The organism is Lysinibacillus sphaericus OT4b.31 (assembly GCF_000392615.1).
In the GTDB taxonomy this organism is placed as follows: domain Bacteria; phylum Bacillota; class Bacilli; order Bacillales_A; family Planococcaceae; genus Lysinibacillus; species Lysinibacillus sphaericus_B.
The window spans coordinates 3,233,282-3,247,192 of the sequence record NZ_KB933398.1 but is presented as its reverse complement, the minus strand read 5'-3'; the positions used below and the strand labels follow the sequence as shown (position 1 = coordinate 3,247,192).

Below are 13,911 nucleotides of genomic sequence, written 5' to 3'. Positions count from 1 at the left end.
TCATGTTCACATAATGTGAATTGGAGGTGCTTTTTTTGTTTCAACGTGTAAACAAATTGGTGATTGATTTACCTGAAGTCGAATATGGTGATGCAAATGCAGCGAGTGCGGTACAAGAGTTACTTGGTGGGAAATTTGGAGAAATGTCGACATTAAATAACTATATGTACCAATCTTTTAATTTTAGAGGAAAAAAGAAGTTAAAGCCTTTTTACGATTTGGTGGCAAGTATTACCGCTGAGGAATTTGGGCATGTTGAGCTGGTGGCGAATACAATAAACTTGTTGAACAAAGGATCTTCATTTACGGCTCCACCTGATTTAACACCATTGGAAAACGGCAAGGATATGCGCTCAACTGCAGCATTTATTGCCTCTGCTCAAACATCACTTGCTGTTGATTCTATGGGGATGCCTTGGACAGGTTCTAATGTATTTACGAGTGGTAATTTAGTGTTAGATTTATTGCATAATTTCTTTTTGGAATGCGGTGCTAGAACCCATAAAATGCGTGTTTATGAAATGACCAATCATCCAACAGCAAGAGAAATGATTGGCTATTTACTTGTCCGTGGTGGAACGCATGTACTTGCTTATGCGAGGGCGCTTGAAATGGCTACAGGTGTCAATGTCTCTAAGTTAATTCCAATTCCAAATCTTGATAATCGTGTATTCGATTATGCACGAAAATACGAGGATATGGGCTATGGCAATGTCCTGTTTACCTGGAATAATGTTGGTGATTATAAAGATATCGATCGAATATGGAAAGGAACAAATCCTACCTCTGGTCAACGTTTATATGTACAGGAAGGTTCGCCAAAGGGCTATGATATCCCAAATTTAGACGAGATGCCAGAAGAATTTGCACCAGGTATTGGGCCAGAGGAGTTTGAAAAAATTGGAAGAAACCCCGAACGAGAGTCAGAAATCTCATTCGTTTAAAAGTTCCATACGGAAAAGCGTACGAATGGGGTAATACCCGAAAAGGATACTGGCGCATCTCAAAAAGCCCCATATTACACAGAACCCTCGGCAATTCCTATTGGAATGGCCAAGGGCTGAAAAGTCTGCAAGTTCGTTACGAAACTTTGCGTTATTCATCTTAATTGAACCGCCGTATACGGAACCGTACGTACGGTGGTGTGAGAGGTCGGGAGTTAATCACTCCCTCCTACTCGATTGTTTCCCCTTATTCGTTTACCTCAAAATAATCAAGAATGCCTTGATAGATACCAAGTGTTGCTTGTTCTCGGAATTTTTCTGTTGTAATAACACGTTCCTCATTCGCATTACTTAAAAATCCAAGCTCAATTAATACTGCTTTTTGACGGTTTTCTCGTAGTACTAAGTAATTCCCTTGCTGTGTACCACGATCTTTTAAATCAATCTTACTTGCAAGTCCATTATGTATAGAATCCGCAAGTCCTTTCTGATTGCCGTTCAAATAATAAGTAGTAAAGCCAGAAATGGAACTATTATCAGTTGCATCATAGTGTAGACTTATAAATGCATCGGCTTCATGCTGATGAGCAACTGAAACCCGTTTGCGCAGCGCGACATATTCGTCTGATTCACGTGTCATGACGACGTTTGCTCCAGCGGCACTTAATTTTGAGGCTAATAGCGATGCTGTTTTTAAAGTGATGTTTTTTTCATCGGTCCCGCGTTGCCCTGTCGTACCATGGTCATTACCACCATGTCCAGCATCAACGACGATTGTAATGCCTTTTAATGTTCCTTTCTTACGTGTTTCAGTCTTTTCTACTGTTGTTATCGATTTATTTTTGGAAGTAGAAACGACCCAATTTGCCACAAAGGCGGTTTTGTCATCTAATTGAATTTCATAAAAATCATCTTTAGTGCCCACAATTTGAAAAGATTCACCAGCATCTACACGTTCAACCACTTCTGCTGCTGTTGTAGCGTCAGTTCGTAGGTTTGTCCCATTATAAATAATTGTTACAGATTCTAGTTCCTTAGCAGATGAAGTTTTAGAGGGTGTGTTCACTATGTTTGAAAACGTACCATAGAAACTATATACCCATCCTGACTTTTTATCATTGTACTGAATCTGTACCCAGTTATGTTCTTGAGCAAGTACTTTAAAGTTTTGCCCTTTTGAAACGGTCGCTATTTTTTTAGCTGTTAAATCCGGCTTTTTACGTATGTTAAGCGAATCAACTAAAACGGTAAAGGTTGTACTTTTATCTTTACTGGCAGTAGATACTTCAACTTTTGGTTTCGCAGTTGTTTTTTCTGTTGTTTCGTTAATCGTAACATAGCTTGAGGATACCCAACCGACTAGTCCATTCCAATTGATTTTTGCCCACTCGCCACTTTCCTTTATTAGAATTGCTTGATTACCAGTTGAAAGTTGGCCAAGAACTGCTGAAGAAATATCTGGTTCTGTTCGTATATTCAGACGATCAACCTGCGAGATGACTGTTTTTTCAATGGTCTGTTTAGCGTTTGTAGAAGTTGTCAGCCATGATGCTACCCAGCCTTCATAATCCTCTGTTTTTACTTGAATCCAATCACCCTCACGACCGATAGAGGTTAGCGAGTCACCTTCTTCTAATGTCGTGATAATCGGGTAAGAAAGTCCTGGTCCCTCGCGCAGATGAAGAATGGTCCCTGATACTTTTAAATCACTGGTGTCGGCAAGAGCTCTTTGACCATCATGTATACTTGGAATCGTAATTGTTAACAATAGTACGAAGATGATGGTTAAGTGTAAAAGTTTCGTCGTCATCAGATTCCTCCTATTCTTGAGCTATTTTACCATGATTTTATTAATTTGTTCGTGGGAAAAAGGTAATGGAATTCGTTATTTTGACAACAGTTGCATGAAAAATACGAAAATAGTTGACATTACCTGTTGTTGTGACTAACATAAAAGGTAATCAAAAAATGATTAATCGCTTATGACCAAGCGAGTAGCGTATACCTCTATTGGAAAAGAGAGGGAAAGACCTAGGCTGCAATCTTTCCTACAAAAATGTATAGCGTGAACAACACTTGTGAGGCTTTTTTCTGAAAAGGGATGCTTAGTAGGAAAAAACGGAATCGGCCGTTATCCGATTATGAGGAGGGCGCATGCAGTTAATGCGTCAACTAGGGTGGAACCGCGGAAGCTTATATAGCTCTCGTCCCTTGCAATTATGCAAGGAGGCGAGGGCTTTTTTTATTGGTTTGGAAAGATCCGTGCGAAGGATCCCCTCAATCCAGTAAGGTAAACTCGCTCATAAGCAATCAATAAAGGAGGTATTTCCATGAGTTTTAAAGTGCCACGTGGTACCCAAGATATCCTGCCAGGCCAATCAGAAAAATGGCAAAAGGTTGAAGCCATTATACGTGATTTATGTAGGGTTTATCGTTACAACGAGATTCGTACACCTATTTTCGAGCAAACAGAATTATTTGCTCGTGGTGTCGGTGAAACAACGGATGTTGTACAAAAGGAAATGTATACATTTGAAGATCGTGGCGGTCGTTCATTAACGCTTCGACCAGAAAATACTGCGGGTGTTGTTCGTGCGTATGTGGAACATAAGATGTTTGGCGCGCCAGATCAACCCGTAAAGCTTTCCTATTTAGGACCAATGTTCCGTTATGAGCGTCAACAAGCTGGACGTTATCGTCAATTTGTGCAATTTGGAGTTGAGGCTATCGGGTCAGCAGATCCAGCAATCGATGCGGAAGTTATTGCACTGGCGATGGATGTTTACGAATCAGCAGGTTTAAAGGACTTAAAATTAGTGATTAACTCACTTGGAGATAAAGAAACGCGTGATGCACATCGTACAGCATTGATCAACCACTTTGAGCCGCATATAGAGGAATTTTGCGCTGACTGCCAAAACCGTCTACAAAAAAATCCACTGCGTATTTTAGACTGCAAAGTAGATCGTGAGCATTCATTAATGTTCACTGCTCCTGCTTTAACAGACTTTTTAACAGAGGATTCAGCGTCCTATTTTGCACAGGTGAAAACGTATTTAGATACGCTTGGTATTACGTATGAAGTAGATCCAAACCTAGTACGTGGTCTAGATTACTACAATCACACAACATTTGAAATTATGTCAACAGCTGCAGGTTTCGGTTCCATTACAACGCTTTGTGGTGGTGGTCGATATAATGGCTTAGTAGAAGAAATCGGTGGACCAAACGTACCAGGAATCGGTTTTGCCTTGAGTATCGAACGCTTATTGTTAGCACTTGAAGCAGAGAATGTAGAACTGGAAACAGCCTCGGCACTTGACGTCTACATGATTGCTATGGGTGATGAAGCGAAACGAAAAGCGGTAGAGTTAACAAGTTCATTTCGTGCAAAAGGTATTTCGACGGAGATGGATTATTTAGACCGTAAAATGAAAGCTCAAATGAAATCAGCTGACCGTTTAGGCGCTAAATTTACAATTGTCCTAGGTGAAACAGAGCTAGAAGAGCAAGTAGCAGCTGTAAAACACATGGAATCAGGGGAGCAACAAAAGATTGCTTTCTCAGAATTAGTTAACTATCTATTAAATAAATAATCTTTGGAGGAATTACAAATGGCAACAAGAACACATGCTAGTAACGAGCTATCGGAAGCGTTACAAGGCGAAAAAGTCGTATTAAAAGGTTGGGTGCAACGTCGCCGTGACTTGGGCGGTTTAATTTTCATTGATTTACGTGATCGTACAGGTATTACACAAGTTGTCTTTAGCCCGGATGTAGCAGAAGCGCATGCTTTAGCTGATAAAGTACGTAGTGAGTACGTTATCGAAATTGAAGGGACTGTAATTCTCCGTTCAGAAGATCAAATTAACCCAAATGTGCCAAACGGAAAAATTGAAGTGGAAGCGACAAGTTTAGTCGTTATTAATACAGCGAAAACAACACCGTTCCAAATTGAAGACCGTACGGATGTATCAGAGGACTTACGATTAAAATACCGTTACCTTGACCTACGTCGCCCTGTAATGTTTGATACATTCAAAATGCGCTCAGACGTAACGCGTACCATTCGTAACTTTTTACAAAACGAAGGCTTCTTAGAAGTCGAAACACCAATTTTAACGAAATCATCTCCTGAAGGGGCACGTGACTATTTAGTGCCATCTCGTGTACATGAAGGTGAATTTTATGCATTACCACAATCACCTCAATTATTTAAACAATTATTAATGGTTGCTGGGTTTGAGAAATACTTCCAGATTGCACGTTGTTTCCGTGATGAAGACTTACGCGCTGACCGTCAACCTGAATTTACACAAGTCGACATCGAAACAAGCTTCCTCACACAGGAAGAAATTTTAGAAATGAACGAGCGTCTTATCCAAGCCGTTATGAAAAATGTAAAAGGCATCGATATCCCTGCACCATTCCAACGTATGAAATATCAAGAAGCAATGGATCGTTATGGTTCAGATAAACCTGACGTACGTTTTGGTTTAGAGCTAGTGGCGCTTAACGATATTTTTGATGGCTGTAATTTCAAAGTATTTGCTGATACAGTGGCGCAGGGCAAACAAGTAAAAAGTATCAACATAAAAGGTGCAGCAGACAAATACTCACGTAAGGATATGGATGAGTTAACAAAATTCGTTGGTATTTATGGTGCTAAAGGTCTGGCATGGCTAAAAGTAACGGATGAAGGCTTAAATGGTCCAATCGCAAAGTTCTTTGATGAAGCATTAGCAGCAGCATTAGTCGAACGTATGGGTGCTGAAGTTGGCGATATTTTAGTATTTGTTGCCGATAAAGCTTCTGTTGTTGCAGCTTCTCTTGGTGCACTTCGCACAAAATTGGGTCAAGATTTAGAACTAATTGATGAATCACAATTTGCATTCTTATGGATTACAGACTGGCCATTATTGGAGTACTCTGAAGAAGATGGTCGCTACAAAGCAGCGCACCACCCATTCACACGTCCATTTGATGAAGATATTGCATTAATGGATACAGATCCAGCAGCAGTTCGTGCACAAGCTTATGATATCGTGTTAAATGGTTATGAGCTTGGTGGTGGTTCGTTACGTATTTACGAGCGTGAACTACAAGAAAAAATGTTTGAATTACTTGGTTTCACAGTAGAGGAAGCACAAGCACAATTCGGTTACTTATTAGAAGCATTTGAATACGGTGTGCCGCCACATGCTGGTCTTGCATTTGGTCTTGACCGCTTTGTGATGCTACTTGCGGGTCGTACAAACTTGCGTGATACAATTGCATTCCCGAAAACAGCAAGTGCAAGCTGCTTACTGACAAATGCACCAAGTACAGTATCTCCTGACCAATTGAGTGAGCTAAGTTTAGCGATCAAACCGTTTAAAAAATAAGCTCAGGTATCTTCCAACTGTGGATTTTCGTGTCTATATACGCTCGCTTTCCTGGAGGCTGCAGCTAAGCCTCTTGGAGTCGAGTTGTAGGCACGCCAATTAACCCAGCTATAAAGTTTACAGAAGTATATCAAAACCGGAGTTATATAATGCTAAATACCTTGATTCTCTAGCAAAAGTTGTTGGAAATCTAGGTATTTTTTGCGTTTTTGCAAGAATTTTAAATTTTTAATAGAAAATCGTTTGAATTATCTGAAATATGATGTTATTATAACTGTAACACGAATCCTGATGTGTTTGTCTAACTGCTAACTATATTAAACAGTTTTGACCAACACTATATCGTCGGGAGCCTTCCATTTTGTAGTTGCAAACATGCCCCATACGGAGAGGGAAGTTTAACGCTATGAAGCGGGCACCCACCTGCAAATTGCGGGTTCAAAACGAATGTTTCATCGGCATTACGGCACTATCGGGATTCGTCCATACATAAGAAATCAGTAGCCTTTAAATGTTATGGCTACTTCAGATTTACGACAAGAGGTATTCGGCATGATCACATGCCGAATACCTTTTGAAATTTTTATGGAGTAATATTCGTAACAAATAGCCCCTCTTAACGATAGTAGTACGCTACAATCAACTATTTTCTGCCATTTTTGGACTTTGCCACGTCCAATTAGTTAGCTTCTTCAAATTCATGGCATTAAGCATTGTCTGGATGGACAATTTTTTAATCCTTCGTAAGGTTCTTTAGCATCCACACTTACTCGTTCAATCGTCTCTTTACGTCGTGCATAGATTTGTTACATGTCACTTTGTTGAAATAAATGATCGGGTTCTTCCACATGATGTGTTCAAATATTACGTTCAATGATTTTCCGAATTATTCGTCGTACATGGAGCCAATAACGGAGAACTTGCGCATTGAAATGGACAGGATTTATAATGTCTTCTGCCTTTTTTCGTTGTCGTTGAATAGGATACACTAGTTGACTGAAGCCGTGCCCGCGAAAAGCATCCGCCGTAGTAGAAAGCAACGGGTTCATATAAATACTTAAGAAAATTCCAATTTGCGAACTAAATGGTCTTCAGGCACCATTTGGTCAATTGTCAGCATGTCTAATGGATGTCGTTCATTATTACTTTTGATCGTCAACCTATCCATCACCTCAATCATTTATAAACGTACACTAGTTGATTGGAGCGCAGGCGGCGACTTCTGCTGGAATAGCATGAGCTGAAGGCCCCGCAGAGCGTCCGCCGAAGTGGAAATCAACGGACTCATAAAGATGCTTCTTTTTTTAGAACAAAAGCAGCTTTTCAAGATACATAGAAATGTAACCTTAAGATAAAAAATTAGAAAAATAGAAAAATTATCTGTTTATTTTTGTATGAACATTATATAATTGGTATAGACAACTATACCAACTGAGTAAATAGCTTGTCTTTACCTTAAAGAATGCCTTCTAAAAAATAAATGCTGAGGGGGTGTACGGTTGGGAAATACGTTGTTAATTTCCAATGTCACAATTGTTAATCATGATGAGACGCCATTTAAGGGTGATTTATTTATTGAGAATGGTCAGATTATTAAAATAAGTCATGAATTAACCGACAAGGCGGAGCAATATATTGATGGCAAGGATCAAAACTGGTTGCTACTTCCTGGATATATTGATATGCATATTCATGGGTCTGCAGGACATGATACGATGGATGCTACTCAGAAATCGCTTCATCAAATGGCTCGTTCATTAGTAAAAGAAGGTGTTACAGGTTTCCTTGCTACGACAATGACACAATCTATTCCAACGATTGAAAATGTATTCGTTAATTTAGCTCAATTCGAAACTGGTGCTGAAGAAGCGAGAATGTTAGGCATACATGTTGAAGGACCATATTTGTCAAAGCAACGTGCAGGTGCACAGCCAGTAGAACATATCATTTTACCCTCTATTGAGCAATTTACTCACTGGCAACAACTAAGTAAAAAACGCATTAAACAAATGACTGTAGCTCCTGAGGTAGAGGGTGGATTTGCATTTATTGAAGAATTAAGTAAACAAGGGGTGCTCGTTTCGATTGGACATTCTGATGCAACAATAGAAGAGGTCAACAGGGCGATAACATTGGGGGTAAAACAGGCGACTCATTTATACAATCAAATGCGTCCTTTCCATCATCGGAGTCCAGGCGTTGTAGGGGGCGTTTTCTTAGAAGATAGGGTGAAGGTTGAGTTAATTGCAGATTTTGTGCATAGTCATCCACAGTCTGTGAGACTAGCCTATCGTATTAAAGGAGCGACAGGGATTATATTAATTACCGATGCAATGCGTGCAAAGGGGCTTCAATATGGGGATTATGATTTAGGTGGTCAAACGGTTCATGTGTCAGAAAGTGGCGCACATTTATCGAATGGAGCCCTCGCCGGTAGCGTTTTGACGATGGAACAAGCCGTGAAAAATATGAAAGCGGTAACAAATTGTTCTTTACAGGAGCTTGTCGCCATGTCATCTGCAAATGCAGCTCAACAATTACAACTAGAAACAACAGGGCGAATTGCAGAAGGTTATGATGCAGATTTTGTATTACTGGATGGAAAATTAAATGTACAAAAAACTATTTGTCGAGGTAAAGTTGTATTTGAGAAATCAAAGTAGGAGTAGATAAGGACGGTGCAAGGCTTGTTAGATAAAAATTCTCATATACCAATCTATATACAAATAGAAGAAATTTTAAAGCAGCGCATTTATTTAGAGGAATACAAAATCGACGAAAATATTCCCTCTGAGCGGGAGCTTTCAGTGCAGTTTGATGTTAGTCGCATGACAGTACGTCAATCCATTACAAATTTAGTGAACAGTGGGCTTTTGTACCGCGAAAAGGGGAGAGGTACTTATGTAGCCAATCCAAAATTAGAGCAACCACTGATGGGATTAACGAGTTTTACTGAGGATATGCGTGCGCGTGGAATGGAGCCAAGTAGTAAGGTCTTACGCTTTGAAAAAATTATTCCACCCGTAGATGTAGCAGGAGATTTATTGATAGCACCAGGTGAAGAGGTATTCTTTGTTGTGCGGATACGTAACGCTGATTCAAAGCCTATGGCAATTGAAAGAACGTATATTCCTGTAAAAGTATATCCTGAATTAGATGAAAAGAAAATTATGGGCTCGCTATATGCGTTGATTGAAGCTAAATTTCATCAAAAAATTGGCAATGCCATTCAACAAATGGAGGCAGCCATTGTCGCTAAGGAAGATAGTAAGTATTTACAAATTAATGGTACAGCTCCAGTTTTAATTATTAAACGAATAAGTTACTTAGCAGATGGTGTTCCATTTGAGCTGGTGCGTAGTACTTATCGTGCAGATCGATACAAATTCATTAGTGAAATTAAAAGGTGATACTATGCATGATTATTTTCTGGAAATACAGAGACTTTTACAAGAGGTGATTGTGCAGGAGCAAGCGCATATAGCAGATGCTGCACAAATGATCGTTCAACGAATTCAACGTGGTGGAATTGTTCAATTATTTGGTTGTGGCCATTCTCACCTGTTAGCACAAGATGCATTTTACCGTGCAGGTGGGCTTGTACCTGTACATCCAATTACGATTGAGCCATTAACATTAAATGCAGGGGCATTAACTTCTTCAAAAAATGAAAAAGATCCTACTATAATCGAACGACATAAACATTATTTTGATTTTCAAGAACATGATGTTTTCATCGTGATTTCGACTTCGGGACGAAATTATGCACCTATAGATGCTGCATTGCTAGCAAAGGAGGCAGATGTACTTGTCATGTCGCTACAATCACTTGCTTATCAAGAGCAGCAGTCACGCCACAGTAGTGGGAAGCGTTTAGAAGATGTGGTCGATGTCATCATAAATACACATATACCGGTTGGTGATGGTTTGTTACATCGCCAAAATATGCAGTATGCTCCCGCTTCAACGGTTATTGGCTCGGCTATACTGAATGCTATTTTTAGTCAAGTCATTGAGCAAATGGCAGATGAACATGGCATCTTGCCTGTTTTTGAAAGTAACAATGTAGAAGCTAATCTGCATCATAACGAAGTCATGATTGCGAATTATCAAAAACGTATTAATTTCAAGTGAAAATTGGAGGGGTAAAGATGAAGAAGACATATAAAATTACAACACCGGAAGGTCTACATGCGCGACCAACAGCTTTACTAGTAACTGCCGTAACAGCATTCGAATGTGACGTTCAGCTAATCTATAAGGAAAAGGCCGTCAATTTAAAATCCATTATGGGTGTCATGGCACTAGGCATAACGCCAGGAAGCATTGTTGATATTTCAGCAGAAGGGACAGATGCTGACAAGCTTTTCCAAACGGTAACAGACGTTATGATAACTAAAGGAATTGGTGAAGAATGCTAGAAATACAGGGAATTGCCGTTTCTGAGGGCATTGCCTTTGCAAATGCCTATTGTTTAATGGAACCAGATCTATCGTTTGAAAAAATAACAATCACGGATATACAGGCAGAACTTAAGCGATTTAAAGCAGCAGTAGTTCAATCGAAAGCAGAACTGCAAGAAATCTATACAAGCGCTCAGACGAAATTTGGTGATGAGGAAGCGTCTATTTTTGCTGCACATCAATTATTGTTAGAGGATCCAGAAATGTTAGCTACTATTGAAAACAAAATTAACACAGGCATTAATGCTGAATCTGCATTGGATGAAGCAACTAAGATGTTTATAGCGATGTTTGAAGGAATAGACAGTGACTATATGAAGGAGCGAGCAGCAGATATACGAGATGTATCGAAGCGAGTATTAGCCAATCTATTAGGTGTAGAAATGCCGGATATTAGTCGGTTATCTTCGAATGTAATTATCGTAGCTGAAGATTTAACGCCATCTATGACAGCACAGTTAGATACAAAGCATGTCAAAGGATTTGTTACGGATATTGGCGGACGGACTTCTCATTCTGCGATTCTCGCACGTACATTAGAAATTCCAGCGATAGTAGGAACAAAAACTGCCACACAAGTTATTACACAGGGAACACCTATTATCATTGATGGCATAAACGGCAAAATCATTATTGATGCTACGCCAGAAATATCACAATTTTATGTCCGCCAGCAACAGATACATAATCAGGGACAAAGCGAGCTTGAGCAATTTCGGTCACTACCAAGTATAAGCGCTGATGGATTGCGTGTAGAAATTGCTGGCAATATCGGAAAACCTGATGATGTAGATATGGTAAATAGCGCTGGTGGCGATGGCATCGGCTTGTTTCGAACAGAGTTTTTATATATGGAGCGTCAGGAGTTACCGAATGAGGAAGAGCAGTTCGTTGCGTACCGAACAGTACTTGAAAAAATGCAGGGTAAACCAACAATTGTTCGTACACTAGATATCGGTGGCGATAAGAACCTTCCTTATTTTAAACTACCCGTTGAAATGAATCCATTTTTGGGCTATCGTGCGATTCGTATATGTTTATCGCATCCAGAAATGTTCCGTACCCAGCTACGCGCATTACTACGAGCAAGTGCATACGGCAACTTGAAAATTATGTTTCCGATGATTGCCACAATAGATGAATTTAGAATGGCGAAAACATTATTGCTTGAGGAAAAGGACCAGTTGAAAAGCGAAGGATTCATCGTATCGGATACAATCGAAGTTGGCATTATGATTGAAATCCCATCAGCAGCAATGATTGCGGACTTATTTGCGCAGGAAGTGGATTTTTTCTCAATAGGGACAAATGATTTAATTCAGTATACATTGGCAACAGATCGTATGAATGAAAACGTCTCGTACCTCTATCAGCCATACCATCCAGCGATTCTTAGGTTGGTTAAAAATGTTATTGATGCTGCCCATCAGCACGGCAAATGGGTCGGTATGTGTGGCGAAATGGCAGGAGATGAAATAGCAATTCCGATATTACTGGCGCTTGGATTAGATGAGTTTTCCATGACTGCGTCTTCAATTTTAAAAACACGTGCACAAATTTCTAACTATTCACAAAAGCAACTTAAACAACATGTTGAAAAAATTTTAATGCTAGCTACTGCGTCAGATGTGGAAGAATATGTAAGGAAGTCCCTATTAAAACATGATTAATAGTTAGAATATTCTAAAATTAGATAAGGGTGAATAGGTTATGGATATAAAAATAATTCCTCCAAAAGATTATACGCAAGTACATCGACTAAGGGATTATTGTTTTCCGAATAAATATGTTGGCACTCGCCGTGAGGATTTTCAATATTGGATTGAGCAAAGTACAACACTTGGAGCCTATGATGGGGATAAAGTTGTCGGGCAGCTCTTCATTCTTCCGCTAAATATGACGGTGCATGGTGAGAGTTATAAAATGGGTGGTATTGGATTTGTGGCGACTTATCCTGAGTATCGTCAGCGGGGGATTATTAAAAAACTTATGCTAGAAGCGCTTAAGGAAATGCGACAAAATGGGCAAGCCATTTCTGTATTAGCACCATTTTCAGTATCCTTCTATCGTTATTTTGGCTGGGAACTATTCTTTGAGAAACTTCACTATTCAATTCCACATTCCTTGTTTCCAAACCTAGGAAAACAAGTAGATATTGTGAAACGCATGAGTTTTGAATGGCGAGATGAAGATCTCTTCCAAGCTATTCAGGGTTTTCATAATACACAAGCACTGCTTAACAATGGTAGTATGCTGCGCGACGAAGCTTGGTGGAAAAGAATTGAGAGAAGAGCACCTGATAGCCATTTCGCTGCGTATTTTCAAGAAGATAAAGTAGCAGGCTATATTCGCTATACAATGCAAGAGGAAACATTTATGATTCATGATTTTATAGCTAAGGATATGCTAGCAGAACAGGCAATCTGGCGTTTTATAACGTCACATGCATCAAGCGTATACACGATTGAAGGTATCACTGCAAATGACCATCATTTTGGTTTTCAATTTCAGGAACCACAATTTAAAAGAGAAGTCAAAATGGATGTAATGGTAAGAATAGTCGATGCTTTTGCTTTTATGCAGCGTTATCCGTGGGAGGACATACAAGAACCACTATATGTGTCTTTAGAGGATGCTTTTTGTCCTTGGAATGAATGTGTATACAAAATAAATAAAGATGGTAATGTCTCCATAATCGAGGCAAATTCGATCTCGGATAAGCATATGCTAGCATTACCAATCAATCTATTTTCTGCAATGATGGTTGGTTATCTTCCGGTTCAGGAAGCGCTAATTTATGCAAAAAAGGATGCTATAAAAGAAGTGGTGGATACGTGGCGACAAGCGATTCCGCGTAATCGACCAGTATTCTATGAATATTTTTAAAATATCAAAAAATTTTTAAAGTTTTTTCTGGACTATACCAGTTTGGTTAATCCATTTATTAGCAAGTTATGAAGCGATAGCCCAATTATTAATACCCATTTCAAGTAAAGAAAAGCATGTAAAAAGTATATTGTGGTATATACCAATTGGTGCTATTCTCATATTAAGAAAGCGATTACATGACATGTGATAGTTGTAAAATGGCGTTCAATCGAGCAGACAATTTGAGAAAAG

10 protein-coding genes, 1 other RNA gene, 1 pseudogene and 1 other annotated feature are annotated in these 13,911 nt (G+C 39.3%); of the genes and pseudogenes, 11 read left to right on the top strand and 1 reads right to left on the bottom strand.

Translation table 11 applies throughout. The features are described 5' to 3' along the window. Positions 1 to 35 precede the first annotated feature (35 nt). Both H131_RS14940 and H131_RS25470 read left to right on the top strand, forming a co-directional pair. Positions 36 to 944, top strand: coding sequence for a manganese catalase family protein (locus tag H131_RS14940; RefSeq protein WP_036130416.1), 909 nt, complete (start codon positions 36 to 38; stop codon positions 942 to 944). After that, positions 896 to 1,108: pseudogene (locus H131_RS25470) on the top strand (group II intron reverse transcriptase/maturase); the annotation flags it as partial. The gene H131_RS14940 and the pseudogene H131_RS25470, both read left to right, overlap by 49 nt. An 83-nt stretch (positions 1,109 to 1,191) precedes the next feature. Here H131_RS25470 and H131_RS14935 read toward each other — a convergent pair. Continuing rightward, entirely contained in the window at positions 1,192 to 2,754 is a 1,563-nt protein-coding gene (locus H131_RS14935; RefSeq protein WP_036130413.1) for an N-acetylmuramoyl-L-alanine amidase family protein, read from the bottom strand. Between the two features lie 163 nt (positions 2,755 to 2,917). Continuing rightward, positions 2,918 to 3,159, top strand: a binding site (T-box leader). A 115-nt stretch (positions 3,160 to 3,274) separates the two neighbouring features. On the opposite strand from H131_RS14935, the gene hisS reads away from it, so the two are divergent. From hisS to H131_RS14895, 9 genes are all read left to right on the top strand, one after another. Continuing rightward, positions 3,275 to 4,540, top strand: coding sequence for a histidine--tRNA ligase (hisS, locus tag H131_RS14930; RefSeq protein ID WP_010860010.1), 1,266 nt, complete (start codon positions 3,275 to 3,277; stop codon positions 4,538 to 4,540). 18 nt (positions 4,541 to 4,558) lie between these two features. Further along, a complete protein-coding gene (gene aspS / locus H131_RS14925; RefSeq protein ID WP_036130409.1) occupies positions 4,559 to 6,328 on the top strand; it encodes an aspartate--tRNA ligase in 1,770 nt (589 codons plus the stop codon). A gap of 282 nt (positions 6,329 to 6,610) precedes the next feature. After that, positions 6,611 to 6,802, top strand: a non-coding RNA gene (gene ssrS / locus H131_RS23815) — 6S RNA. 1,025 nt (positions 6,803 to 7,827) lie between these two features. Beyond that, positions 7,828 to 8,991, top strand: coding sequence for an N-acetylglucosamine-6-phosphate deacetylase (gene nagA, locus H131_RS14920; protein WP_010860008.1), 1,164 nt, complete (start codon positions 7,828 to 7,830; stop codon positions 8,989 to 8,991). 24 nt (positions 8,992 to 9,015) lie between these two features. Then, positions 9,016 to 9,738: a GntR family transcriptional regulator gene (locus H131_RS14915; RefSeq protein WP_036131557.1), complete on the top strand. Its 723-nt coding sequence runs from the start codon at positions 9,016 to 9,018 to the stop codon at positions 9,736 to 9,738. A 4-nt stretch (positions 9,739 to 9,742) separates the two neighbouring features. Next, the gene (locus H131_RS14910; protein WP_036131555.1) at positions 9,743 to 10,462 is read left to right on the top strand and encodes a sugar isomerase domain-containing protein; all 720 of its coding nucleotides are present in this window, start codon (positions 9,743 to 9,745) and stop codon (positions 10,460 to 10,462) included. Between the two features lie 17 nt (positions 10,463 to 10,479). Next, positions 10,480 to 10,749: an HPr family phosphocarrier protein gene (locus H131_RS14905; RefSeq protein WP_010860005.1), complete on the top strand. Its 270-nt coding sequence runs from the start codon at positions 10,480 to 10,482 to the stop codon at positions 10,747 to 10,749. Next, entirely contained in the window at positions 10,743 to 12,461 is a 1,719-nt protein-coding gene (gene ptsP, locus H131_RS14900; protein ID WP_010860004.1) for a phosphoenolpyruvate--protein phosphotransferase, read from the top strand. The genes H131_RS14905 and ptsP overlap by 7 nt, the downstream gene beginning before the upstream one ends. 40 nt (positions 12,462 to 12,501) lie before the next feature. Then, entirely contained in the window at positions 12,502 to 13,677 is a 1,176-nt protein-coding gene (locus tag H131_RS14895) for a GNAT family N-acetyltransferase (protein ID WP_010860003.1), read from the top strand. Positions 13,678 to 13,911 lie beyond the last annotated feature (234 nt).